Here is a 26892-nt window from a genome sequence, read left to right on the forward strand (position 1 = left end):
AATGGCGGCATCAGTACCTGCAATATAATGCTCGAACTCATTGGCATAGCGGTCATTGCTGCAGTCTGTGTTGCGGCCTGTGTTGCGGCCTTCCGCGTCGTCGCACATCGGAGCAATGCCCAGAATCCACTCAGGCAGCCGCGAGAGGCATTGCGAGCAGTATTGGCAATGAGTGCAAAACTCGCTTGTTCTGCCCACAATATTTCCGGATTCTCCGCGACGCGGATACGCCGCGATCTATGCAAATACTCCCCCCTCTTTCGCCTTGTGACAATCCGCCACGACGGCCAGCTCACAACGGCAAGCCTCGGAAAACTCTTTACCGTGCGTGCGCGATATCGGCCGATGCTAGGCTCGGCGATATTTTCTCCCTTAAATGCCGGGTACGAACAACACCTTTCTACTTACGTGCCAGCGAATACAAATAGGCGGGACGTCAAATCACCTGGTGCCGGTATCCGGTACCAGAATAGCCAGCTGCAGCAGCTGTTATGCCAACAGGTACGGCTAGACAACCTTATGGGGCTGGACACGCGCGCAGTACTGGTAATGCGTGACTGGCGTATTCTTGGAGAAGCCTATGGCAGTGGGATTACCGCCACCACGCCACTGTTCGGCTGGTCATTAACGAAGAGCGTCATTGCCCTGCTCCTCGGCCGCATGGAAACCCTCGGCTTGATGGATAGACACGCTGGCGAGCTGTTCCCCGCTTGGTCTGGTGACGACCGCTCAGTGATTACATTGCATAACCTGCTACAAATGTGTGATGGGCTGCACTTCTGCGAAGACTATCGGCTGGGTAGCGACGTAACGCGTATGTTGTTCGGCCGCGCCCCCTGCTCCCGCTATGCGCTGGAGCGGCCCCTGCAGCATACGCCCGGCACGCAGTTCTCATACGCATCAGGGAGCACCAACCTACTGACACGCTGGATGCACGAGAGACTGGGTGGAACGGAGAAAGTTTTGCATTTTCTGCAAAAGGTATTCATAGAGCCACTCGACACACCCAGCGTATTGATCGAACTGGATGATGATGGCGTTCTGGTAGGCAGCTCCTATGGATACGGTACTGCTCGCGATTGGGCGCGTATTGGACAACTCTACGCCTCTTCCGGCGCGCTTGCCGGCACGCCTCACGAGACACCTTTTATTGATCCTCACTGGATCTCCCAGGCCGCTCAACCCAACACTAGCGACAACGACATTCGTTACGGCTACCAACTCTGGCTAAATTGCCCGGGACGCAGCCAAACGCCATGCCTACACCCACGCCTACCAGAAGACAGTCTTTTCATGCTGGGAAACCGCGAGCAGAAAGTCATGGTGTCGGCATCTCGGAATATTGTAATAGTCCGGCTCGGCTGGTCTGCAACGCCCTATCCTGTCGAAGAGCGGTTTGCAGAAATTCTCGAAGCCGTTGCGGACTAATCGCGGCCGCACACGGCTATCGGCCCTGCATCCATGACCCAGCGCCGCCTTCAACCTTTGCGAGAGTTCGCCAACATCGCCAGGATGAGCTGCGATTCATTGGGCTTTACCTGCAGACCATACTTTTCCGCAATACCCAGAAAACGGCGCAAGTAATATTCCCGGACCGGGCCGTAGGGCGGCATCCACTCATCAGGCCCCTTGTGTCCCTTGCTCTGATTGCGCCCGTCATCGACGAGCCACAGGTTATCGGGATCCTCGGCAAAAGCGCGCTTCTGCTCGCGCGACCACTGTGCCCCACCTCTTTCATGCGCCCATTTAAGCGGCACGATGTGTTCGACATCCAGGTCGGACGCCAACTCAAAAAACTGGCCGGTGTACGGGTCCATCCAGAGACCACCCTGTACCTGGCAACGGCGCGCATCGGCATACGTGATTGGAGCGAGCGAATAACGCTCAAGGAGTTCGTGACGGGTGTTCTGGCAATCGCGATCGGTATCCGACCACTTTGGGAGCCACTCTGCTCGCTTGTATTTGTTGCTTTCAGCGGCGTTAGCCCCGGAGCCAATACAGCATAGGGCAGCAACAAGGGTGACGATTGAACGTGTGTATTTTTGAGGGAAAAATAAGCGAAAAGGCACGATAACTCCATTGGCGCACAAATGCTCGAATGGAACTATCGTACCGAATTGATTGCGACCTGAAAATCCGCGTCTCTACACGAGACGCCAGATCTGTGAACGCGTTATAAATCGATTAGGAAGGGGACGAATCCTCGCCATTCAGCGCAGGCCAGGCCGCACGCAAATAGACCACCATCGTCCAAAGTGTCAGGGCAGCGGCGACATACAGCAGGATGTAGCCGATGGTTTCCATCACCGGGAACTCCTCCACATCAAAGGCCAGCAACACGATGATCGCGGCCATTTGCGCCGTGGTTTTAATCTTACCCACGTAGTTCACCGCGACGTTACCGCGCTGACCCAGTTCGGCCATCCACTCACGCAGGGCAGAAACCGCAATCTCGCGGCCGATAATAATGGCCGCGGCGATGGTAAATAGGCGGTGGTCATGCAGGTCAACCAACAGTACCAGGGCCGTCGCCACCATCAGCTTATCCGCCACTGGGTCCAGGAAGGCACCAAAGGGGGTACTCTGATTAAGCTTGCGTGCGAGATAGCCGTCAAGCCAGTCGGTCGCGGCGGCAATGGAGAAGATGAGAGCGGAGGCAACGTAGCTCCACTTGTAAGGAAGATAGAAAACCAGCACAAAAACCGGGATGAGCGCTACGCGCAGCAGGGTCAATTTGTTGGCGAGAGTCATGCTGGTCCTTTTACATTCGCTGAACACACTTCGTCGGCACTGCGTAACTTAGCAATCTAGCGGCGAAAAATAAACGCTAATGGGCGATGCGCCCCCAGTGCGGAATATTTGTACAACGCATTTATTCATTGTGGAGGGAGGAGTATATCTCTTGCGCCAGCTTCCGGCTCACTCCCTCTACGCTGGCAATCTGATTGACCGACGCCCGCAAGACCTCCTGCAGCCCCCCAAAATGATGGAGCAAAGCACGGCGGCGTGCAGGGCCGACACCGGGTATACCCTCGAGTGGTGATTCCCGGCGTTTTTTGTCGCGCCGCTGACGGTGCCCGGTAATCGCAAAGCGGTGGGCCTCGTCGCGCACTTGCTGAATCAAGTGCAGCGCCGGAGAGTCCGACTCGAGCACCAACTCGCGATTTTGCGCAACGACATGCAGAGTTTCGAAGCCCGCCTTGCGGGTTGTGCCTTTTGCGACACCGATAATCTGGACACCGAGCACACCGAGCTCATTCAATGTATCAATCGCCTGGCGAACCTGTCCTTTGCCTCCGTCCACCAGCAGAATATTTGGAAAGCGCCCCTCCCCCTTGGACAGTCGCGCATAGCGCCGCTGCAGTGCCTGCCCCATGGCTGCGTAATCGTCACCGGCGGTGATGCCGTCAATGTTGAAGCGCCGATAATCCGACTTGACCGGACCTCCGGTATCAAACACCACACAGGATGCCACCGTGGCCTCACCACTGGAATGGCTGATATCAAAGCACTCCAGCCGCTCGGGTAGCTCGCTGAGCTGCAGGATGCCCTGCAAGTCTTCAAATCGGTCCTGCAGCTTCTGCTGGGATGCCGTGCGACTTTGCAAATTCTGGCTGGCGGCCTGCTGCGCCATTTCTACCCAGGAGGCGCGATTACCCCGCAGGCGATTGAGCAGCTGTACGTCTTTCCCCGATTGCTCGGCAAGCGCATGCGCGAGCAGATCACCATCCTCCAACTGCTCGGGCATCAGTATTTCGCGTGGTATTTCCCGATTCCCCCCAAGGTAGAACTGCGGAACGAATGCCGACAACAGTTCGGAGGGCTCGAGCCCAAGCTTCTCATTGGGATAATAACTGCGGCTACCCAAGATGCGCCCCTGCCGAATAAACAACACATGCACACAACACAGGCCACCCGATGTCGCGGCGCCCAGAACATCGACATCACCACCGGCACTTTCCGCAACCTGATCCGATTGCAGCCTCCGCAAGGCGACTATCTGATCGCGCAGGCGCGCGGCTCTCTCAAACTCGAGGCTCGCCGAGGCCTTCTCCATCGCATCCGCCAACTCGCGAATGATGCTGTCACTTTTTCCGGCGAGAAACATTTGCGCGTGGCGTACATCCGCCCGATATTCCTCGGCGCCGATAAAGTCCACGCAAGGCGCGGTGCAACGCTCTATCTGGTATTGCAGGCAGGGACGTGAGCGATTCGCGAAGACGCTGTCTTCACAGGTGCGAAGCCGAAAGGTCTTTTGCAGGAAGTTGAGGCTGTCCCTGACCGAAGATGCATTGGGAAAGGGACCAAAGTAGTCGCCTTTTTTCCGTTTGGAACCACGATGAAAGGCAATACGCGGAAAGGTGTCTTTGCTGGACAGGAAGATGTACGGATAGCCCTTATCATCCTTCAGCATTACGTTATAGGGCGGACGCTGGGACTTAATCAGGCTCTGCTCAAGCACCAGTGCCTCAGTTTCACTGCGCGTAACAGTCACTTCAATGTCGGCGATCTTTTCAACCAGAGCCATGGTCTTGGCGGTCAGGCCGGTCGCACGAAAATAACTTGCCAGGCGGTTACGCAGATTCTTGGCCTTGCCCACATACAAGACCTTACCCCCGGCATCAAACATCTGATAAACACCGGGCTTGCGTGTGACCGTAGATAAAAACCGCTTACTGTCGAACATCGCAAATCATCAATTCAGAACCAAACCTGTATCAGTGCGGCGCAAACGGCACCAAAACGAAACAGGGGCCAGCAAGGGCCCCTGTTCTACATTTCTACGGAGAAACCGCTTCGCACCAGTGCTAGAGCGCCTCTTCGGGGTCCAGTACATGGTGCTTGACCGCCAGCAAGGTCAACTCGACATCCGAGTGCAGACCCAGCTTTTCAAAAATGCGGTAGCGATAGGTATTCACTGTTTTCGGGCTGACCGCAAGTGTATCGGCAATCTCGGCAACCTTGCTGCCATTGACGATCATCACCGCGGTTTGCAATTCGCGCTCAGACAGCTCATCAAAGGGCGATGAGCCGCCGCTGACACTGCGCAGCGCCAGCTTAGTGGCCATGGAGGAACTAATATACGTCTCCCCTGCCACCACAGAGCGAATTGCCCGCACCATCTCTTCCAGGTCCGCGCCCTTGGTGACGTAACCTTTGGCGCCCGCCTGAATCAAGCGGCTCGGGAACAAGTCGTCATCCAGTGCGCTAACAGCAATAACCCTGGACTCCGGAACACGGGCAATCAGTTTGCGCGTCGCCTCGAGACCACCCATGCCAGGCATGCGCACGTCCATCAGAACGACGTCAACCGGGGTTTCGCGCACGAAAGCGATGGCATCTTCACCGCTCTTGGCTTCACCGACCACTTCAATATCGGACACATCCCCCAGCATACGGGATATCCCCATACGCACGAGGTCATGATCGTCTACCACTAAGACTTTTATCAAATTAGCCCCAACCACGGATTTTCAATCAGCTTTCGCGATATTTTCCTACTGAATACAGTTCGCGTAAAACTAAATTTCTTGTTATTGCTCAGCAGGTTACTCCTGCAAAGATCCATCCACAGAGCCCATGGAAAACATACCAGACTAATGTCTTGATGCAAAGCAAGGTTTCCATAAGAAATTGAAGACAAATTCGGCGAAATTCCAACACTTATCAGAGATATGTGCCGGACATACGTGTATTTGCAAGAGATCGTTTTGCCGACAAATTGTGCAGACGGCGTGGTACGACTTCAATAGACTCGGAAGAGCTATCCGCCTCAGGGGGGCGGTGTGCTTGCTGTCCCTGCAGGCGCGAGGGGGTGTGCGTATGACGGGAGCATTATTTTTCAGCGACGTCATACTCAGCGCCGGAATCCGCCAGTACCGGCGCTTTACTCATATAAGCAGGCGGCAGGCCAAACTGCCGATCAGGGGTAAAAACGCGGCTCAGGCTCGAGTGTCACACCAAATTTGTTTTTGATATCGGCGGCGATTTCGCGGGCCAGCCCGACAACCTGCTGCCCACTGCAATGCCCGGGGTTCACCAGGACCAGGGCCTGACGGTCGTGGACACCGACACCATCGCGCTGGAAACCTCGCCAGCCGGCATTGTCGATCAGCCAACCGGCGGCTAATTTCCAGCGATCACCAGCGGCATAGGCGACGACACCGGGGTGTGACGCCTTGAGTGCCGTATATTGGGTTTCACTCACCACCGGGTTCTTGAAGAAGCTGCCGGTATTGGGAATTTCCACCGGGTTAGGGAGTTTACTGTTGCGGATCTCAATCACGGCATCGGCAATGGCCGCAGGCGTTAGCACATCCAGCGACTCACCCTTATCGGCAAAAAACTGCTGCAGCGCCGGGTAATCAACCCGCGGCTTCCAGGTGTTCGGCAAGCGCAAAACCACCTCGCAGATCAGGTAACGATCCTTACCGGCACCTTTGAAGATACTGTCACGATAACCAAACGCACAGTCATCTGCTCTAAACGTCACCAGATCGCCGCTGGAAATCTCAACTGCGGTCAACTGCTCAAAATAGTCTTTGAGCTCCACGCCATAAGCACCGATATTTTGAATAGGAGCCGCGCCGATGTTTCCCGGAATCAGCGCCAAATTCTCCAGGCCGCCAAATCCGCCCTCCACGCTGCGCATGACCAGCTGATGCCAGTTCTCGCCGGCAGCCGCAACAATGCGCACACCGTCTGCATCTTTCTCAAATTCCAGGCCACGCATACCCAAGTGCAACACCAGCCCAGGGAAGTCATCGGTAAGCACAATATTGCTGCCGCCGCCGAGGGGCAAAATGGGCAACGATCTCTCCCGGGCAAACGCAAGCGCCTCCCGCAATTCCTCAAGGGAAGTCACCGCGCAAAAGTGCTTGGCGCGCGCGGCTATCGTCATCGTATTAAATGGCTGCAGATCAATATCGGACTGAATCATGTACTACCAGTGCTTGAAGATACGCATGTGACGGATTTTACGGTCAGCGCTCCGGGAAACTCAGGCAAACTACTCACGCAAATAACTTAGGCACACTGCTCACGCAAACAGCGCACGCATTCGCACAAGGTCCTGCTCAGTATCGACGCCACCGGGTACTTCTTCGCAGGCATCGTCCACATGGATGGCATGGCCGTTGTACAGGAACCGAAGCTGTTCCAATGCTTCAAATTCCTCGATTGGTGCCATCGGCCACGCCACAAACAAGTTGAGCAAGGCTGCCCGGTAAGCATAGATGCCAATATGGCGGCGCGAATTCAGGCCTTCTGGCAAAGCGCCCTGCCCCGCGGCGAATGCGTCGCGCGGCCATGGAATTGGCGCTCGCGAAAAATATCGCGCCAGCCCCGAGCCCTCGCACACCACCTTGACGATATTGGGATTCAAAAAGTCTTCGACGGATTCAATCGGCTCCGCAAGTGTCGCCACACCGGCATCGGTATTGCGCGCCAGATTCGCAGCCACCTGGTTGATCACTGCCGGAGGGATCAGCGGCTCATCCCCCTGCACGTTCACCAGAATCCTGTCGTCGGCCAGGCCTAATTGCTGGGCCACTTCCTGCAAACGATCGGTACCCGACGCGTGCTCCGGGCTGGTCATGCAAACCTTGCCGCCGAATGCAGTGACAGTCTCTGCAACCCGCCCATCGTCCGTGGCGACGACCACCCGCTCTGCGGCGCTCTCTAGGGCGCGCTCATAAACACGCTGGACCATCGGCTTGCCGGCGATTTCCGCCAGTGGCTTGCCTGGCAGTCGGCTCGATGCGTAGCGCGCTGGAATAATTACGTCAAAACTGGGGGCGCTTGCAGAACTACTCGTACGGGTCATGCGGGTTCGAAGCTCTCAAGGTGTTGATGAATGCGCTGGTAAAAGGCTTGCGGCAACTGGGCGCGTGCTTCCAGCGCCCACCAGTGGCTTTGCCAGAAGTCCCGGCATTTCACCGCGTCTTTCATGGTCATGATAACTGGTGTAATGCCATCCAACTGCAGTTCCTGCGCACTGTACTGGTGGTGATCCGGGAATGGCAATTCCGTGACGGTATACCCCGCTGCGCGTAGGGCATTGAAAAAGCGCTGTGGATTTCCGATACCGGCAACCGCATTGCAAGGGCCAATGTCGGGCCCGGACTCCAGCTTTAACGATGAAGTCTGGTCCAGGTTGAACTGGTGCCACAGTGCCGGCTCAAGCTCCATGGTGAAGTCGAGCTTCTCGCCGCACTGGGACAGGGTCAATTCGCTCGGCAGGCCGTTGGCAACGACCATGTCGACGCTATCGAGTCGATCTACCGATTCGCGCAGCGGGCCACGGGGCAACAAATGGCCGTTGCCCAACCCCCGCTGCCCGTCCACCACACAGATTTCCATACTGCGCCACAAGGCATAATGTTGCAGGCCATCGTCCGACAGGATGACATCGCAACCGTGTTGCTCGATGAGGGCCTCCGCAGCTTCGAGACGCTTGGGCGCAACCATCACTGGCAGACCCGTCATCAGGTGCAGCATAAGTGGCTCGTCACCAGACTCTAACGGGTGGGATTGTGCGGTAACGTTGTAGGGGTAATGTTTGGCTCGGCCACCGTAACCCCGACTGATGATGCCGGGCTTGCGTCCGCGCTCTTGTAACCAGCGTCCCAGCTCGGCAACCAAGGGCGTCTTCCCTGCGCCACCTACGGTGATATTACCCACCACAATCACCGGTACCGGCAAGGGTGCAGGCTTATTCCGCTGCTTCCGCCAGCGGCTTCCGTGGCGAAAAGCCACCTCGAGCGGTGCAAGTAGCGGCAGTTGATGACCGCTGTCCTCGCCACCACTGGTGGCCGGATACCAGCGTTTGTTCAACCAGTCTTCTAGCGACATTTCGCCAAGCGCTCCCTATCCCTGTGTTGACGTATGCGATGAACAAGCCAATCAGCCTGTTCCCTCGGCATTTTGTTGTTGTAGCAAAAGTGCGTAGCGACCGCCGCGGGCAAGAAGCTCGCTATGGCTGCCCTGCTCTACGATACGGCCCTGCTCCATCACCAGGATACAGTCGGCATTCTCAATGGTGCTGAGGCGGTGGGCGATCACAAAGGTCGTACGGTCTTTCATGACCTCACCCAGAGCCGCCTGAATATGCCGCTCTGAGGTATTGTCGAGTGCGGACGTCGCTTCGTCGAGAATCAGTAGTGGAGAATCCTTCAGCAACGCCCGGGCGATCGCCAGGCGCTGGCGCTGGCCACCGGAGAGAATCTGCGCATTGTCGCCCAATACCGTCTGCTCACCCTCGGGCAATTCCTCGATAAAGCTGCGCGCGTGCGCCAGATCAATCGCCTGCTGCACTTCGGCATCAGGCTTTCCTTCCAGCTCACCGTAGGCAATATTGCGGTACACCGTGTCATTGAACAGCACGATACTTTGCGAAACCAGGCTGATTTGTTCTCTCAAATCCGCCAACGGCAACTGCGTGATGTCCACACCATCCAACAGGATGCGCCCAGAGGTTGGCTCGTAAAAACGGGACAGCAGGCTCACCAGCGTGCTCTTGCCGGAACCGGAAGAGCCCACCAGTGCGATCGTCTTGCCAGCTTCGACGGTAAAACTGATATCCGAGAGGACATCCGGCCCATCTTCTGAATAGCGGAAACTGAGATTGTCGAACGTCACCTGCCCGGTTACCGGCTCCGGCAACTGAGCGGTACCGCCGGTGGGCTCTTTTGGTGAATCGATCACATCGAAAATACTTTCCGCTGCCGCAATACCCTTCTGGATTTCTGCGTAAACCTCAGAAAGGTTACGAATAGGTTTGGCCAGCGACGCGGCGGCACCGATATATGACGCGAAGACCCCGGCGGTCATGGATTCCACCATTCCCGGCGCCAGTGCAAACCAGACCAGTAAAGCGGTGGCGAGACCAACGAGAATCTGGATTACTGAAACACTCGCGTTATCCGCCACCACCAGTTTCATAAACTGCTGGCGGTTGGCGTTACTCGCCGCTTGAAAGCGTGTGTTCTCGTATTTTTGCCCACCATACATCCGCACCACCTCATAGCCATTGATGGCTTCCTGAGTTACGTGGGTAACATCACCCATGGTGTTTTGGATACGGTGGCTGAGTTTGCGGAAACGCTTGCCAACAATGCCGACGATGGCAGCGATAATCGGAACAAACAGAAAAAACGTCAGGGTCAACTTCCAGTTCACCATCAACAAATAGGTCAAAAGACCGATCGCGGTGAACGAGGAGCGAAAGATCACTTTCAGCGATTTGGTAATGGAGTTGGTTACCTGCTCAACGTTGTAGGCAACCTTGGAAATCAAAAATGCACCGGTGTAGCGGTCAAAGTAGCTACTGGGCAGACGCCCGATGTGTGCGAACAGTTCGGTGCGCAACTGATGGATAACCGCACGCGCCACATACGCCAGGCCGTAACTCCCGATAAAGTTACCCAGCGCGCGCAGGGCCACGATTATCAGCATGCCCAGAGGTACTAGCCAGCGCGCGGTTTCCTGCGGCATGTGGCCACCGGGGAAAAACCCGGCGACATACTTGGACAGGAAGCCACGCCCGGCATCAATGCCCACACCCACCGCATCCAGCAGTAACTCGGTCACCGCAATCAGCGCCACCTCCATGGTGGAGAACAGCAGGAAACCAAACACCGCAAGGACAAACAGCGGCCAGTGCGGCGCCGCATACGACAGCAGACGACGGTAGGTCTTGGCTCCGTTCTTCGGCTTGCGTGGCGGTTGCGGGGATTTATCCATAAACAATCAGGTTGTGGCCATTCGACTCAACAGCTCAATCAGAGCCGAACACGCGGTCAGAAGCGCCGGAGCGCCAGTTTGGTACTCCGGTTTACACTTTATAGATTACTGTTCGCCCGGCTGCCGCGTGGTAATGCTGAGGTGTACGAACCCCAACTGACCAGCCGCATCCATTGCACGGACCACAGCCTGGTGCTCTGCGGTGGCATCGGCAGTAATGATCAGCGGGCGATTGTACTCGCCAGCCGACACTTCCGACAGTGCCGATTTGAGGGTGGCCAGCTTCTTGTTGATCAGCGCACGACCATCAACAGAATAGGAACCGTCTGCGTTGATAAGGATTTCGACCGTGGACGGCGGTGCCTCCGCCTTTGGCCCGGAGGCCTCGGGGAGGTTGAGTTTCAGGTGGCTTTCCTTGGTAAAGGTGGTAGACACCATAAAAAAGATCAGCAGCAGGAAGACCACATCGATTAGTGGCGTGAGGTTAACCCCATCCTGCTCTTGGCTTTGGCGGCGGAATTGCATCGAGCGCTCCTGAATCCTGGAAATTAAGCTCAGGCGGCTTCGATGCGGCGGTCGCTATGCAGCGCATCCACAAGTTTTACCGCTTCCTGCTCCATGGTCACCACAATGGAGTCCACGCGGCGCTGGAAGTAGCGATGGGCCATCAGCGCGGGAATCGCCACGCTCAGGCCAGCAGCAGTGGTGATCAGGGCCTGGGAGATACCCCCCGCCAGCACCCCGGCGTTACCGGTACCCTCCTGCATGATGGCGGTGAAAACCTGAATCATACCCAGCACGGTGCCCAGCAGGCCGATCAGCGGCGCGACTGCGGCGATGGTGCCGAGCACATTGAGGAAACGCTCCAGCTCGTGAACCACCTTGCTGGCCGCCTCTTCGATGCTGTCTTTCATGACCTCCCGGCCATGCTTGGAATTGGACAGGCCTGCGGCAAAGATCCGCCCCAGCGGGCTGGAATCGCGCAGCTCCTTGATCTTGTCCGAGTTCAGCTGATTGCTGCGCAGGCTACCCCAGACCTCGCCCAACAGGGCGCGGGGCGCGATTTTGCGCTCATTCAGGGTCCAAAGACGCTCGATGAAAATGGCGATAACAGCAACAGAACAAAGCAGGATTGGCAGCATCAGCCAGCCGCCGGATTTGATGATTTCTAACACGTTTGTGCCCCAGACTGCGTACGGGATTCTTATGGTATCTGTGTATAAATTCGGCACCTAATCAACGATATTCGATGCCGTGACCCGAAACTCTACCACAGCTATCAGCGGCAGCTAAGTGTCTGATTGTTATAATTTTTGTTGCTGTGACCCGCATACCAAAAGCGTCCTTCCGCGCGCGCCTCGTGAATCTCCAGCTGACTGGCCGAATCCCACGAAAATCGAACGGCCCCGCTATCTGCCGTATTAAGCTGCCCCACTCCGGCTTTTGTATACCGGGCGACGACGTCGTTATGCGGGTGCCCGAAGCGATGTTTATAGCCCGCACTGAACACCACACAATCCGGTCGCGCCCACTGAATAAAAGCATCCGATGACGAAGTACGGGAGCCGTGGTGTGGGGCTATTAATACATCCACCGGCAAAAAGTCCGGATACTGGCGGGCAAGCCGCTGCTCTACCCTGCGCGAGATATCACCGGTTAGGAGAATCCGTACATCTCCCCACTCCAGCAGGGCCACACAACTGTGATCGTTCTCCTCACCACTAAGCCGCGGAAGTTCTTCGCCCTGCCCCGCTACCGCTTCTGGCCACAGCCATGTCACAGTCAGGCCACCAAGGCTGTGCGATTGACCAGCCGCACAGCGTTTGCTGGCAGTGCTGCCAGGCAAACTGTCAGCCAGACGCCGTGCCAGCAGGCCGGGTGAATAGCTCTCGACGACCCCAAGTTGCTCCGATAGACCGGCCACGCCACCGGCGTGGTCCCGATCCCCGTGACTTACCACCAGTTGATCCACCGTATCCCTACCGAGCGCCCGAAGGTAAGGCGCGACCACCGCCGCGCCAGCGCTCCATCCCGCGGGGGTTGCGGCACCGGTATCAAAAACCAGCGTGTGCTCCTGAGTCATTGCGGTAACCGCCAAACCCTGCCCTACATCCAATACCGACAATTCAAGATAGGGAGATTGCGCTCGCTGTATTGGCAAAGCGCTAAACATAACCACCGGCACCAACAGCCAAGCCAACCCGCGCCCCGGCAGCCCCTTGGGAAGCAGCCAAATCACGCAACTCAAAGCTCCGAGCAAGGCCACCCAGGTGGAGGGAACCGGCAGCGCATACCAGCCGGGCACGGTGTCATCTACGGCACGCATAAATCCCAACAGCCATTGCAGTTGCACGTCTGCCAAATGCCAGAACAGGGTGAAAAAGGATTGAGGCAGCAAAGCCCCAAGAAGTATCAGCGGCAGAATGGTGAGCCCTACCCACGGGATGGCAACCAGATTAACGAGCAGGCCGGTCAGGCTAAGCCCGGAGAAAATCATGAGCGAAGGGATCAGCAAGCCAACCACAATTGCCAGCTGGCTGCGCACATTATTTGTGAAGCCGGCATACAAAACGCGCGCGCTGCACTCTGGTAACCCCTGCACATCCTCGCGCCCGGCGATCGCGCTCACCGGTAAACGGCCCTGAAACCGCAATAACAAAACCGCGACCGCAACAAAGGAAAGCCAAAACCCAGCATTCAGCACCGCCAGGGGCTGCCATGACAGCACCCCACATAACGCCAGGGCCAGCGCCAAGTGAGCATCAAGTCGGCGCCGGAGCATCAAAGTCAGGAGTGCGACCGCAGCCATAAGCAATGCGCGCTGCGCAGAAAGCGGCGCACCACTCAACAGGGTATACAGGGTAGCCGCAAGCAAGCCGATGGCTCCCGCCAGGCCCACCGGGTTGCGGAACAATCGCGGAGCCCAGGGGAGCAATCCGCCCAAACGGCCCAACAAACCGCCGATAACGAAAAAGCAGGCAGCCACCATACCAACGTGCAGCCCCGAGATCGCCAGCAAATGCGCGGTACCCGTCCGCTGCAGCAAGCCGCGGGTACTCTCATCGATACCACCGCGATCTCCCAGCAGCAGTGCCCGCATCAGCGTGGCCGATGCATAGCCATCTGCGCCGCCTCCACCAAGTCCATCCCGCAGACTCTCGCGCAGCGCATCGATGCCTGTCCCCTGAGCGAGTAACTTGGGCTGCTGGTCGCGGTCGCGCACATAGCCGGTGGCAAATACCCCCTGCTCCAGTAGCCACGCCTCGTAATCGAAGGTGTGCGGATTTGTGCTGCCGCGGGGCTGTTTCAAGCGGAGCCGCAGCTGCCAGAGACTACCCGCACGCAAGCCCGCCAACTGTTCTGGGACCATCCGATACCAGCCGAGCTGAACGACTCTATTCACAAAACGGGGATCGGCAGCGTTAGTAATACGGGCACGAAACCGCGCATCGCGGTAGCCGCGCGCGGCCGGTAACGGACCCCCGAAGTAAGACACAGCGGGCGCGTTTTGTGGCAGGGAGACCACCTGAACGGTGACATCGTGGTCCGAACCATGGAGGTCCGCAGGAAGGCGCTGCTCGAGCGACTGGAGATTCGCCGCCAGAGCCCAGCAAGCACCAAAAACAAACGGGAACAAAAGGCGGAACACCAGCGGCCGCAGGCCACCATGCGCGGTATCAGCGATACCGGTGACCAAAAGAGTGAGCCAGAGCGCCCCGAACAACAGCAAAATCTGGTCGGCCAGCACAGCATTGCCCGGCAGTGTCGGCCAGTAGGCGACCTGGCCGATGCCAAGCGCGCACATCCACAGGCTCACCGTGGGACTCGGTTGCCAGTTGCTCCCAAACCTCTTCATGACCGATGTCCGTTCGGTCCGTGCACCACATCCATGTTGCTCTTCCAAGTAGCTAGCCCAATTCTCTAGCCCAACTCACTAGCCCAAGTAACTCGTCCAATTAACTCACTTAACCGGAAAACCACGGCCCAAAGCTCCCACTCCCTGGAGTATTTCACGGTGCCGATTTACCAGGGCCGACCCAACTGGCCCGGAGGTCGAGATATTACAGAAATTTTCCCTCACACCCCATAAACGAGCAAAAAATAATCAAGGCTAAGCAAAATGGAGGAATTTTGGTCTCCAGCAAGATGATCCGATCAAGCCTCTGACTGTCATACGAAGCTCGAAATTCAGACAAAAACATCCTGTCTTTCCTGCCGGAGAGCCATATCGAGCAGCGCTTAGTCACATAACTTTCAAATATTTTTCATCTTTCACATGTTTGTAACATAAGTGCAGCAAACTGCGCGGCATCTGAAGAACACAACCTATTGCATCCATTTTCTCTACTACTTCGATATGAGAGCAGACATGAAAAAGACCGCTATCTCTCTGGCCCTGGTTGCCGCACTGCCTACCGTTGCCAACGCCGAAGAGCTCTTCGACTTCTACGGTAAAGCCAACGTTTCCTTCCAATCCAATGACGAAGGTGACGGCGCGGTTACCGACGTATCCAGCAACGCCTCTCGCCTGGGTGTAAAAGGTGAGCTGCCGCTGGATAGCGGTATCAAGGGCATCTACAAGATGGAATATCAGGTAAACATGGATGGCGACGGCGACACTTTTAGCCAGCGCAACATCTATGCCGGCCTGGAAGGCGGCTTCGGTCAGGCGATCGCCGGTAAGTTCGACTCCCCGCTGAAAGTTGCGCAGAAGAAAGTTGACCTGTTCAACGACCTCGAAGGTGATATCAAGAGCCTGGTTACCAAGAGCGACAACCGTCCGTCCAACGCGGTTCAGTACACCACTCCGTCTTTCGGTGGTTTCAAAGTAGCCGCTGCCTACATCAGCAACGAAGACGCTGAGATCCTGGACGACGCTGGTGAAGTCGTAGACACTCGCGACAACGGTACCTCCCTGTCTTTCGCATACGATAAAGACGACGTTTACCTGGCATACGCGTACGACATGGGCGTTGAAGGTAACGACTGGGATGTGGCCCGCATGGTAGCCCAGTACACCCTCGGCAACCTGCAGGTTGGCGGTCTGTATGAAGAACAGGAAAAAGCAGACAGCAGCAAGCAAGATGGCTGGATGACTTCTGTTGCTTACAAGATCGACAAGTGGACGGCAAAAGCACAATACGGCCAGTCTGACATTGTGAAGACTGACGGCGAAACCTTCAGCCTGGGTCTGGACTACAAACTGTCCTCCGCTGCCAAGGTTTTCACCTTCTACACCGACGAAACTGCTGCCGATGACTACTCCCGCAGCTACGTTGGCGTAGGTACTGAATTCAAGTTCTAAACCGAGCTTGAAGTCGACCCCCTAACTTGAGGGCGCAACTCCATGAGTCGCGCCCTTTTTTATTGCCTGCCGATTTATTTTGTGACAAGTCGCGTTAATCCACGCCATCTGCCCGCTATTTTTTCCTGCACACCACGGCGCTTGGTTCTCTATGCTAGGATCTGCAATCCAACAGAATAAAAAGGTCTTCTACCGCCATGCACCGCACAAAGATCGCCCTGATTTTCGCATCCGCAATTTTGGCCGCCTGTAGCAAAAGCTCTGACCCTGTTAGCAAAGAAGATTCCGCCAAGCTGGATACACCCAAGGCTGCTGTGCAGCAAGCGGCCCTGCCCGCCGGTGTCACCTTGGTAGAGACCTTCGATGGCAACGGCGCAGATATTGCGATTCCTTACGAGAAATACAAACTCGATAACGGCCTCACCGTTGTTCTGCACGAAGACCACTCTGACCCACTGGTGCATGTTGATGTCACCTATCACGTGGGTTCGAACCGGGAGGACCCGGGCCGCTCCGGCTTCGCGCACTTCTTCGAGCACATGATGTTTCAGGGTTCGGTGAATGTCGGGGACGAAGAACATTTCCGCATCATCACCGAAGCCGGCGGTACCATGAATGGCACCACCAATAGCGACCGCACCAACTACTACCAGACGGTGCCGGCCAACCAGCTCGAAACCGTGCTGTGGCTTGAGTCTGACCGCATGGGGGTGTTCCTGGATGCGGTTACCCAGGAGAAGTTCGAGGTACAACGGGAGACGGTAAAAAACGAGCGCGGCCAACGCGTCGACAACCGCCCCTATGGGCGTGCGCTTGAGACCATGTTCGCCTCAACCTATCCCGACGGCCACCCCTACTCCTGGCCGGTGATCGGCTGGCTCGAAGATCTGAACAAAGCCGACCTAAGTGACCTGAAGCGGTTCTTCTTGCGCTGGTATGGGCCCAACAATGCGGTCATCACCATTGGCGGTGATATCGACAGGGCCCAAACCCTTGAGTGGGTATCCAAGTATTTCGCCCCGATTCCCGCGGGCCCTGAAGTTAAAGACCTGCCCAAGCAGCCCGCCAAGCTCGACGCCGACCGCTATGTCACCCTGGAAGACAACATCCACCTGCCTGCACTGGCCATGATGATGCCCACCGTGCACTACGGCCATGCTGACGAGCCGGCGCTGGACGCTGCCGCCGCTATTCTCGGTCAAGGCCAGGACTCCATGCTGTACCAGCGCCTGGTGCAGACGGGTCGCGCCGTATCCGCAAGCGTGAGCCACTCCTGTAAAGAGCTCGCGTGTGAGATGTGGTTTATCGTGATTCAGAATCCGGCATCCGGTGAAACGCTCGCCGAGATGGAACAGGCAGTGCGTGACACCCTGACGGAATTTGCCAGCCGCGGCGTCACCGAAGACGACCTGGTTAAATTCAAAGCCGGTTACGAGTCTGGCCGTATCTTTGGCCTGCAATCGGTGTCCGGCAAAGTCTCCACGCTCGCCGCATTCGAAACCTTTACCGGCAGCCCCAAAGGCATCGACAAAGAAATTAATGCGTACCTCGCCATCAAAACCGATGACGTGACCCGGGTATTCGACCAGTACATTGCCAAGCAACCCTCGGTGCTGCTCAGTGTCGTGCCGAACGGCAAGCCCGAACTGGCTGCGGCGAAGCAAAATCACGAATGGACGCGCACGATTCCGGAAACCTATGCCGATCAAGGCCAGGAGCTGGCGTTGCGCCCGGTGAAAGATACATTTGATCGCAGTGTGCAACCCACCCCGGGAGTTAACCCCCAGGTAGAGCTGCCGACGATACAGGACGGCAAACTTGAGAACGGCATTCGACTGCTCGCCGTGCAGAACGACGAAACGCCCACGATTACCGTACGCGCGGTGTTCGATGTAGGTCAGCGGGACGAGCCCCGCGGCAAGGCGGGCCTGACCTCGCTGATGACCTCTCTGATGACCGAAGCAACCACCGAGCGCAGCGCAGCCGAATTCACCGAGGCACTGAAACGCCTGGGTGCCAGTGTCAGCGTGAGCAGCGGCCAATACGAAACAACGGTTACCCTGAATGTGCTGGAAAAGCACCTGGATACTGCCGTGCCGCTCATGATGGAGCGCATGCTCAAACCCGCCTTCAGCGAAGCGGATTTTGATCGCATCAAGCAGCAAACCATTGAAGGGTTGCAGCAAGCGCGCAAAACGCCACAAGGTCTGGCAACTCGTGCGGTAGGCGCGGTCATGCGCGGTACCGAGCACCCGCTTAGCTACCCCGGTAATGGCCTGCCGAGCACGGTGGAAAACATCACGCTCGAAGACGTGAAACAGTACTACAAGGCGCACTTCCCCCGTCACCTGAGCGGCATCACCGTAAGCACCAGCCTGCCTACCCCGCGCATCCTCGAATCGCTCAATGAGCTGGCAAAGCTGGAAGTATCCGAGCCGACCCGCGCAGCGATTGCCCTGGAGAAGCCATCGATTGATGGGCGTACCGTGTATCTGGTCAACAAGGAGGGCGCGGCACAATCCAGCCTGCGCGTGGGCCAGCATGGTTTACCCTACGACGCACTCGGTGATTACTACCTCGCCTACCTTGGCAACTTCCCGCTGGGCGGCAACTTCAATAGCCGCATCAATCTCAACCTGCGTGAGGACAAAGGCTATACCTATGGTGCCCGCTCCTATCTGATCGGCGAGCCCGAGGACGGCATGTACATGCTGAGTTCGGAAGTGAAGAAAGACGCGACCGCCGATGCCCTCAACGAAGTACTGACCGAGTTTGAAAACTTCGACAGCAAAGGCATGACCGAAACAGAGTTCAAGTACCTGCGCTCTGCCATCGGCCAGCAGGAAGCCCGCAAATATGAAACGCCAAGCAATAAGCTCAGCCTGCTGAACAATATCCTCCGCTACGACCTGCCGCTGGATTACCGCACCCAGCAGAACGCATTGCTAAAGGAAACCGATCGCGATGCCCTGAACAAGGTCATCACCGGCCTACTCGATCCACAAAATATGGCCATTGTGGTGGTAGGCGACGCCGCCAACATTCGGGATAGCCTTGAGGATCTGGAAATTCCGATTGTTGAACTGGATGAGGATGGGAATGTACGCAAAGCAGATCAAGCCGCAACAGCGACTGAGTCTGCCAGTGGCTAATTTCTAAGATTCTTGCCTCTGAATCTACCGACATAATGAAGCCCACCATTTTGGTGGGCTTTGTATTTTGGGCGACCGAAACCATCCCTTCCAAAATTTGCGTCATTGGGCATAATGAACGCCGAGTATTTCGCGGTAGCAAAGGCTGATGCAGGTAAATATTGAGTTTTGGGGTGTCGACCGCACCCCAGTAGTGATTATCGACGACCTGTACCCGGATGCTGAGCAATTAATCAGCACCGCCGAACATGCCCATTGGATTCGAGAAAACCCAAATTACCCGGGCATACGCGCACAGGTACCCGCAGATTACCTGAGCAAAACCCTGAAACTCGCCGCCGAGGCAATTCGACAAGCCTTCGGACTGGACCTACACAACGGCCTTGCCAGCGCCGCCATCCGTAACGCATTTTGCTGCTTCTCCCTGGTGACCCAGCCACCAGAGACCCTAAAACCTATCCAGTCACTACCGCACTTTGATGCTGTGACCGGCCAACAGTTGGCCATGCTGCATTATCTGTGCGATGAACCTTTTTCCGGAACGCGATTTTTCAAGCACAAGGAAAGCGGACTCGAAAACGTGCTTCATGAGCAGGCCTCAGCCTATCAGACTCAGGTCGGAACACTCCTCGGTTCGGTAAAGCCGGGTTATGCAAGCCAATGCAATGAGTGGTACGAGGCCATCGGCGACGTTGCGGCAAAGTTTAATCGTGTGGCCTTCTATCCCGCCAGCCTGCTGCACTCCGGCGTGGTGGATAATGGGGAACTCCTCTCCGACAGTGCGCGCCATGGCAGGCTGACAATTACTGGTTTTATTGATTTAGCATCGAAACTGGAATGGTAAGCTCGGCGTACCTGATTAACCTTCGCGCCGAGCCTTGTCTCTCAGAATCCAGATCAAAACCAATTCTTAGACATTACGAATAGGCCTTGTCCCGCGCTGCATGGAGTTTTTTATAGCTCTCGATCAGGCGCAGGTGCTTATCCAGTCCCTCGAGGCGCATATTGGTCGGCGTCAATCCATAAAACCGCACGCTTCCGTCGACGGACCCAACCACCGCGTCCATGGTTTCAACACCAAACATGCGTTGCAAATTGGCAAGGTAGTCATCAAGCGCCAGCGCATCATCCAGGGTGATTTCCAACACCGCCTGCACGGCGCGGTAAAACAGCTCACGCTCCACCGTGTTGTCGTTGTACTGCAAGAATGCCTCTACCGACTCCAATGCCTCCTCGTATCGCTGCAATGCCAATTGGATCAGAAGCTTCAGTTCGAGTACCGTTAGCTGGCCCCACACAGTATTTTCATCGAACTCGACACCTATTAGCGTGATGATGGTTTCGTAGTTGTCGATCTGGCTTTCTTCCAACCGCTCCAGCAGGTCTTCCAACTCCGCGTCTTCCAGGCGATGCAGGTTGAGAATATCTTCGCGGTAATCCAGTGCCTTATTGGTATTGTCCCAGATCAGATCATCTACCGGGTACACTTCGGAATACCCTGGCACCAGAATCCGGCACGCCGGTGCGCCCAGGTCCTCGTAGCTCGCCATGTAGACCTCCCTACCCATCGACTCAAGGATTCCGAAAAGGCGATCCGCTTCGGTCTCGTTGGAATCAGCGTGATTACCGGAGAAATCCCACTCGACAAATTCGTAGTCAGACTTGGCGCTGAAGAAACGCCATGAAACCACACCGGTGGAATCGATAAAGTGCTCGACGAAGTTGTGGGGCTCGGTTACCGCCAGGCTATTAAAGGTAGGCGCTGGGATATCGTTCAACCCTTCGAAGCTGCGCCCCTGCATCAATTCCGTGAGGCTGCGCTCCAGCGCAACATGTAAGCTCGGGTGTGCGCCGAAGGAAGCAAACACGCCGCCGTTGCGCGGGTTCATCAAAGTCACACACATCACTGGGAACTGGCCACCGAGCGATGCGTCCTTCACCAGGATCGGGAAGCCCTGCTTTTCCAGCTCATCAATCCCTTCAATAATATCGGGGTACTTTTCCAGTATGGAGCGCGGCACATCCGGCAAGGCAATTTCCTGTTCGAGAATTTCCTTCTTCACTGCCCGTTCAAAGATCTCAGACAGACACTGTACCTGTGCCTCGGCCAGCGTATTACCGGCACTCATGCCATTACTCAGGAACAGGTTCTCGATCAGGTTTGACGGGAAATAGACGGTCTCGCCATCGGACTTGCGGACAAATGGCAGCGAGCAAATACCGCGATCAATGCGTCCAGAATTGGTATCCACCAAATTGGAACCGGCCAGCTCACCGTCCGGGTTGTAAATCGGCAGGGTGTAATCATCGAGGACGCCTTCTGGAAGCGCATCGTCCTCCTCCAGTTCGAACCAGCGCTCATTGGGGTAATGCACAAAGGGCTGGTTCGCGATTTCTTCGCCAAAGAACTGGTCGTTATAGAAGAAATTGCAATTCAGGCGCTCGATAAATTCGCCCAGTGCAGAACACAGCGCGCTCTCTTTGGTGGCACCCTTGCCATTGGTGAAGCACATGGGTGATGCCGCATCCCGAATATGCAGGGACCATACGTGCGGCACGATATTGCGCCAGGAGGCGATTTCAATCTTCATGCCCAAGTCCGCGAGGATTTTGGTCATGTTGGCAATAGTTTGTTCCAGCGGCAGGTCCTTGCCTTCAATAAAGGTCTGATGCTCGGCATCTGGGGAACCCATCAACAGCGCCTGCGCGTCCTCCGCCAGGTTCTCGACCGTCTCGATCTGGAAGTCAGGGCCAGTCTGGATCACCTTCTTCACGGTGCAGCGGTCGATGGAGCGCAGGATGCCCTGCCGGTCCTTCTCTGAGATGTCTTCTGGCAGTTCCACCTGAATCTTGAAGATCTGGTTATAGCGGTCTTCCGGGTCGACGATATTGTTCTGGGAAAGGCGGATATTGTCGGTAGGTATATCCCGCGCCAGGCAGTACACCCGGACGAAATACGCGGCACACAGCGCCGACGACGCCAGGAAGTAATCGAACGGGCTCGGCGCCGAACCATCCCCCTTATAGCGGATCGGCTGATCAGTAATGACTGTAAAGTCGTCAAACTTGGCTTCAAGTCTGAGGTTGTCAAGGAAGTTGACGCTGATTTCCATGGGGAACTACCAGATTTCGACTGCTACTAAGCAAGCCTAGGAAAGGAATTCATTAAGTACGTATTGAGTAATTTTATCAGATACTGCTCAGTGGCCTGCATTCAAGAACAAATACAGGCCAGAGCATTAGCTTACGAGGCAGCAGAAATAGAACTGGTTTTAGAGAGGCGGGAAAAATCGGTCATTGCCATAATCTTGGGCTTTAGTTTCAGTGCATTTTTTTCTACAAAATGCCAAGAAACATATGCGAGTACAAATACAACCAAAGTCGCCACTACAGTATGACTGTATGGATTCAATCCCGGAAATGCCATTGCGACTACTTGCTGTACCGGCCATGCATAAATGTATACCCCATAAGAAATATCCCCCAAACTTTTATCTATACCTAAGTTTTTGGTCGCATAAGCCAAGTAGAAGATAATATAGGCAAAAAATGGAGGAGACACATAGAGATACCACCCCTCACCAAAAGAACTAACCAAAACAATAAGAGAAAAAATTGCCAGCTTTCCATTTACCGGAACTGAAGCCCGATTTAAATAGAAGAACACACCAACAATAAAGAACAAGCCCGGGCGACCCCATTTGTCATTGACTCCCAAAAGAGGAACGTCTGAAAAATTAAAATAAGAGAACGCCAGCACACCGAATATTGTAAGGTTTGCTAGAGCCCTTTTTCCGAGCAATCCGAAAAACCCAATACAAGCGAGCAGGAAATAGCAGTAAACCTCAACATTCAATGTCCATAGTGAACCATTCATGGATCTACGGCGATTATCCTCAAACACCCCCGGTAATGACCACTCCATTCGGAATATCGCAAATCCATTCTTTAAATATTCCCAAGTCTTTGCACTGGTCAAATACTCCACAAGCGGCAATGTCGTGAGCACAACCCCGAGAACAAATACACATATGAGCACACATAGCATCAAACCTGGTAAGACGCGAAGTGCCCGTGAAATGATGTAATCCTTCACCCCTCGGTTGAGCAGACTAGCACAAACAAGAAAGCCGCTTATTATAAAAAAACCATGAACAGCGAAACTTCCAATCCACTCCGACCCTTTGAAGATTGAATTCAACGGGTTTTTCAAACCATGGGTAGGCTGTATTGCAAAGCTGTGGCCAAACAGTACGAGCCACGCAAAAATTAGCCGAATTAATGTGAAATTATTTTCGCGATTGCCGTCGTATTCGACCAGCATTTTAGATTCGGGGGCTGTGCTCATAAACTACCTTTGCGAGCCTATCGGTGGTATTAGGCTTGACTTGCATTACCTAAATATTCGTTATCACGTCACACAATAAATGGAACCGGGAATTCAGCCAATTCGTATCAGGGCCAAGATATCGTGACGTAGAATTTCGAGCGAGATCTTAGCTTAAACTGCATATGAATCAAACCAATAGCCAAGCGCATGGCTAAGCAGACCCAGAAGAACAAATACCGATCAATTGGTTCACTTATTGAGCGCCAGAGATGTGGGCTTATACCTTAGGGGTAGGGTTTGAAATACGAGTGCTGCATCCGGGGGAGTTACTAGATCTCAGGGTTAACGCCAGAAACACGGCTTGAGGCGCGGCATTATCCAGAATTTAGGGTAGCTCGTCTTCCTCTGGGTAACCGAAGGCCAATCGGTACACAAGTGGAGCACCGCCAGTGCTGACATCCCCGCCAGACCTCACTTTGCCGCAGTCTATAACCGTGAAAATCAGAATTGTTATAGGATACGGGGGTACGCGGTATAACGATAATCATGACCCGGAGATGCTATGAAGCCCCAGATAGCCGTACTCGCTATGACAATGCTGGCCGCCGGCTGTGACAAGCCGACCGACGAAAACACCCCCTCCTCGCCTGATACCAGCGCCCTGGCTGCCAAAGTCGCCCCCCCTGTCGCAAAGAAAGTCCCACATAAGATGGAGATCCATGGCCACGAACGGGTGGATCCCTATTACTGGATGCGCGACGATTCCCGCAGCGATCCCGAGATGCTGGCGCACCTGGAGGCAGAAAACAGCTATGTCGACCAGGTCATGGAGCACACCAAGCCGCTGCAGGACGCCCTTTACGAGGAAATGGTTGGGCGGCTGGAAAAGGACAAGTCTTCGGTGCCGGTGAAGGTACGTGGCTACTGGTACTACACCCGCTATGAGTCGGATGGTGAATACCCGATCCACGCGCGTAAGAAAGACAGCCTGGAAGCCGCAGAAGAGGTTCTGCTGAACGTAAATAGCCTGGCCGAGGGCCAGTCCTACTTTAATGTGGCGCAAACCGCGGTCTCCCCAAACAACACCCTGCTCGCCTACCCGGAAGACACCGTCGGTCGCCGTATTTACACCATTCGCTTCAAAGACCTGAACACGGGCGAGCTGCTGGACGACCAGCTGGAGAATGCCGAAGGTACGGTAGTCTGGGCGAACGATAACCAGACCGTGTACTACATCAACAAGGACCCGCAGACCCTGCTCGGCTATCAGGTTAAGCGACACAAGCTGGGCACGCCGCAAAGCGAAGATGTAGTTGTCTACGAAGAGAAAGACAACACCTTTTACACCTTTATTTCCAAGTCTCGCGACGGTTCGATGGTCTATATCCATCATTACTCAACGTTGGTGAAGGGCGTCTCTGCACTGGATGCCAACACTCCGAACGGCGAGTTTCAGCCTTTGCACCCACTCGAACCCAGACATGAATATTTTGTGCAGAAGCTGGGTGATGCGTTTTTTATACAGACCAACTGGCAGGCAGAGAACTTCCGCCTGATGCAAGCAACCTTGGATACAGTCAGCGACAAATCCCAGTGGGTCGAGGTGATCCCGCATCGGGAAAATGTATTGCTGGAAGACTTCACCACCTTTGAAGGTCGGCTCGCCGTAGTCGAACGGGCCGATGGGCAGTCCGCATTACGTATTATCGGCCTGTCGAATGAAGATGATTTCGAAGTCGGGTTCAACGACCCCGTCTACCAGCTGTCTCTGAGCCGAAATCCGGAAGTATCCGCGGATGCGGTACGCATTTCCTATTCGAGCCTCACCACACCCAATACCATTTATGATGCGGACCTGCTGACCGGTGATCTCAAACTGTTGAAACAGGACAAGGTCCTCGGTGATTTCGATCGTACCCGCTACCAGGCAGAGGGTATTCGCATTACTGCGCGGGATGGCAAGGAGATCCCGGTATCACTGGTATACCGTAAAGATCTGTTCAAGAAAGACGGCTCCCACCCAATGCTGCAGTATGGCTATGGGTCCTACGGCAACACCATCGACCCGGTGTTTGTTCCCAGCATCTTCTCGCTGCTGGATCGCGGCTTTGTATTCTCCATCGCACACATTCGTGGAAGCCAGAAGCTGGGGCGCCCCTGGTATGAAGATGGCAAGATGTTTAACAAAAAGAACACCTTTACCGACTTTATCGATGTCACCAAGGGGCTGGTTGAGCAGAAATACGCCGCTTCCGACAAGGTTTTTGCATCGGGCGGTAGCGCGGGCGGCCTGTTGATGGGTGCGGTAGTAAATATGGAGCCCGACCTCTATCGCGGCATTACTGCCAAGGTGCCGTTTGTGGATGTAGTCACCACTATGCTGGACGAATCTATTCCACTGACCGTAAATGAATACGACGAGTGGGGTAACCCGAACAACAAGGATAGTTATGAGTACATGCTGTCCTATTCACCCTACGACCAGGTAAAAGCGCAAGATTACCCCAGCATGCTGGTAACCACCGGCCTGCACGATTCCCAGGTGCAGTATTTTGAACCCATGAAATGGGTGGCAAAGTTGCGCGATCTGAAAACCGATGATAACCAGCTCCTGTTCCATACCAATATGGAAGCCGGACATGGTGGTTCTTCCGGCCGCTTCCGCCGCAATAAAGAGCGCGCGCTCGAGTATGCATTCTACCTGGACCTTCTCGGGAAAGGTCAGCTAGAGAGCAGAGCGGTGGATACCAAGCAATAGTCAACTAGCTTGCCACAAGGTCCGATGCATACTGTGTATCGGGCCTTGCCCTCCTCGCTGTCCTTCCTTTTTTCCTACTTGCCTTTCCATAGGTCCTTGCCCCCTACTTCTTGGTCCCCTACTTCTTCGCCCCCGACTTCCCTCGATTTCTCTCCAAACCCTCACACCGAGATACACACTGCCGCACATTCGTGCGCAAGCACCATTGTGATGCAGCGCAATGCACCGTTTTACTTCTTTATCGATGGTTGGTCAGGCGTTCTACAACTTAGGCATGAGATACGAAGGTATCAGGGTAAAAAGACGTCGCAGGAATATAATGGCGCCCGCGATCATTGAGAGATTTCGCGTGCCTCAAAAGGGAAGCAAGATGGTAACCGAGCAACTCTGAAGCACACTAGCCCAAGCGACTGTCATTAAAAGGGAGTATGACATGCGATTATCTTTTGCGCTGTGCTTAATCTTTTCTGCCCAAGTATTTTCACCTCAGCTTACTGCTGAAACAGAGGCCACCCCGGTCTCACAACCGCTGCTCAGCCCAACCACAATTTCAGCAGACAACCTCGCAAACCGGCAACTTCTGGTGAAGTTTCGTGAGGGGTCG

General features: G+C 55.2%; 18 protein-coding genes. 5 read left to right on the forward strand and 13 right to left on the reverse strand.

Annotated features, from left to right (window positions below; all coding sequences use genetic code 11):
* The first annotated feature begins 519 nt into the window (after positions 1-519).
* Positions 520-1428 carry a serine hydrolase domain-containing protein gene (locus AS89_RS18740; protein ID WP_158217328.1) on the forward strand — a complete coding sequence of 303 codons (909 nt, stop codon included), beginning with the start codon at positions 520-522 and terminating at the stop codon, positions 1426-1428.
* A gap of 50 nt (positions 1429-1478) precedes the next feature.
* On the opposite strand, the gene AS89_RS18360 is transcribed toward AS89_RS18740, so the two are convergent.
* From AS89_RS18360 to AS89_RS16580, 11 genes are all read right to left on the reverse strand, one after another.
* A complete protein-coding gene (locus tag AS89_RS18360) occupies positions 1479-2069 on the reverse strand; it encodes an HNH endonuclease family protein (protein ID WP_237709613.1) in 591 nt (196 codons plus the stop codon).
* Positions 2070-2184: 115 nt separating this feature from the next.
* Positions 2185-2751, reverse strand: coding sequence for a CDP-diacylglycerol--glycerol-3-phosphate 3-phosphatidyltransferase (gene pgsA, locus AS89_RS0101460; RefSeq protein WP_010130477.1), 567 nt, complete (start codon positions 2749-2751; stop codon positions 2185-2187).
* Between the two features lie 121 nt (positions 2752-2872).
* Positions 2873-4687 carry an excinuclease ABC subunit UvrC gene (gene uvrC, locus AS89_RS0101465; protein ID WP_010130478.1) on the reverse strand — a complete coding sequence of 605 codons (1815 nt, stop codon included), beginning with the start codon at positions 4685-4687 and terminating at the stop codon, positions 2873-2875.
* Between the two features lie 121 nt (positions 4688-4808).
* Entirely contained in the window at positions 4809-5453 is a 645-nt protein-coding gene (locus AS89_RS0101470) for a response regulator (RefSeq protein WP_010130479.1), read from the reverse strand.
* Positions 5454-5923: 470 nt separating this feature from the next.
* A complete protein-coding gene (murB, locus tag AS89_RS0101475; protein WP_010130480.1) occupies positions 5924-6940 on the reverse strand; it encodes a UDP-N-acetylmuramate dehydrogenase in 1017 nt (338 codons plus the stop codon).
* 99 nt (positions 6941-7039) lie between these two features.
* Positions 7040-7825: a 3-deoxy-manno-octulosonate cytidylyltransferase gene (gene kdsB / locus AS89_RS0101480; RefSeq protein ID WP_010130481.1), complete on the reverse strand. Its 786-nt coding sequence runs from the start codon at positions 7823-7825 to the stop codon at positions 7040-7042.
* Positions 7822-8853 carry a tetraacyldisaccharide 4'-kinase gene (gene lpxK / locus AS89_RS0101485; protein ID WP_010130482.1) on the reverse strand — a complete coding sequence of 344 codons (1032 nt, stop codon included), beginning with the start codon at positions 8851-8853 and terminating at the stop codon, positions 7822-7824. Before lpxK ends, kdsB begins: the two co-directional genes overlap by 4 nt.
* A gap of 51 nt (positions 8854-8904) precedes the next feature.
* Positions 8905-10743 carry a lipid A export permease/ATP-binding protein MsbA gene (gene msbA / locus AS89_RS0101490; RefSeq protein ID WP_010130483.1) on the reverse strand — a complete coding sequence of 613 codons (1839 nt, stop codon included), beginning with the start codon at positions 10741-10743 and terminating at the stop codon, positions 8905-8907.
* A gap of 105 nt (positions 10744-10848) precedes the next feature.
* A complete protein-coding gene (locus AS89_RS0101495) occupies positions 10849-11268 on the reverse strand; it encodes an ExbD/TolR family protein (protein WP_010130485.1) in 420 nt (139 codons plus the stop codon).
* A 29-nt stretch (positions 11269-11297) separates the two neighbouring features.
* Positions 11298-11918, reverse strand: a complete 621-nt coding sequence (locus AS89_RS0101500; protein ID WP_010130486.1) for a MotA/TolQ/ExbB proton channel family protein — start codon at positions 11916-11918, stop codon at positions 11298-11300.
* A gap of 104 nt (positions 11919-12022) precedes the next feature.
* Positions 12023-14599 carry a DNA internalization-related competence protein ComEC/Rec2 gene (locus AS89_RS16580; protein WP_081475639.1) on the reverse strand — a complete coding sequence of 859 codons (2577 nt, stop codon included), beginning with the start codon at positions 14597-14599 and terminating at the stop codon, positions 12023-12025.
* 513 nt (positions 14600-15112) lie between these two features.
* On the opposite strand from AS89_RS16580, the gene AS89_RS0101510 reads away from it, so the two are divergent.
* From AS89_RS0101510 to AS89_RS0101525, 3 genes are all read left to right on the forward strand, one after another.
* A complete protein-coding gene (locus AS89_RS0101510) occupies positions 15113-16048 on the forward strand; it encodes a porin (protein WP_010130489.1) in 936 nt (311 codons plus the stop codon).
* A gap of 197 nt (positions 16049-16245) precedes the next feature.
* Positions 16246-19200, forward strand: coding sequence for a M16 family metallopeptidase (locus AS89_RS16585; RefSeq protein WP_010130490.1), 2955 nt, complete (start codon positions 16246-16248; stop codon positions 19198-19200).
* A 148-nt stretch (positions 19201-19348) separates the two neighbouring features.
* Positions 19349-20044, forward strand: a complete 696-nt coding sequence (locus tag AS89_RS0101525; protein ID WP_010130491.1) for a DUF6445 family protein — start codon at positions 19349-19351, stop codon at positions 20042-20044.
* A gap of 73 nt (positions 20045-20117) precedes the next feature.
* Here AS89_RS0101525 and AS89_RS0101530 read toward each other — a convergent pair whose 3' ends face one another.
* Positions 20118-22313: an OsmC domain/YcaO domain-containing protein gene (locus tag AS89_RS0101530; RefSeq protein ID WP_010130492.1), complete on the reverse strand. Its 2196-nt coding sequence runs from the start codon at positions 22311-22313 to the stop codon at positions 20118-20120.
* 131 nt (positions 22314-22444) lie between these two features.
* A complete protein-coding gene (locus AS89_RS0101535) occupies positions 22445-23548 on the reverse strand; it encodes an acyltransferase family protein (protein ID WP_010130493.1) in 1104 nt (367 codons plus the stop codon).
* Between the two features lie 544 nt (positions 23549-24092).
* On the opposite strand from AS89_RS0101535, the gene AS89_RS0101540 reads away from it, so the two are divergent.
* A complete protein-coding gene (locus tag AS89_RS0101540) occupies positions 24093-26288 on the forward strand; it encodes a S9 family peptidase (protein WP_029249691.1) in 2196 nt (731 codons plus the stop codon).
* Positions 26289-26892: the final 604 nt, after the last annotated feature.

Origin of the sequence: Microbulbifer agarilyticus S89, from assembly GCF_000220505.1 — a bacterium.
In the GTDB taxonomy this organism is placed as follows: Bacteria; Pseudomonadota; Gammaproteobacteria; order Pseudomonadales; family Cellvibrionaceae; genus Microbulbifer; species Microbulbifer agarilyticus_B.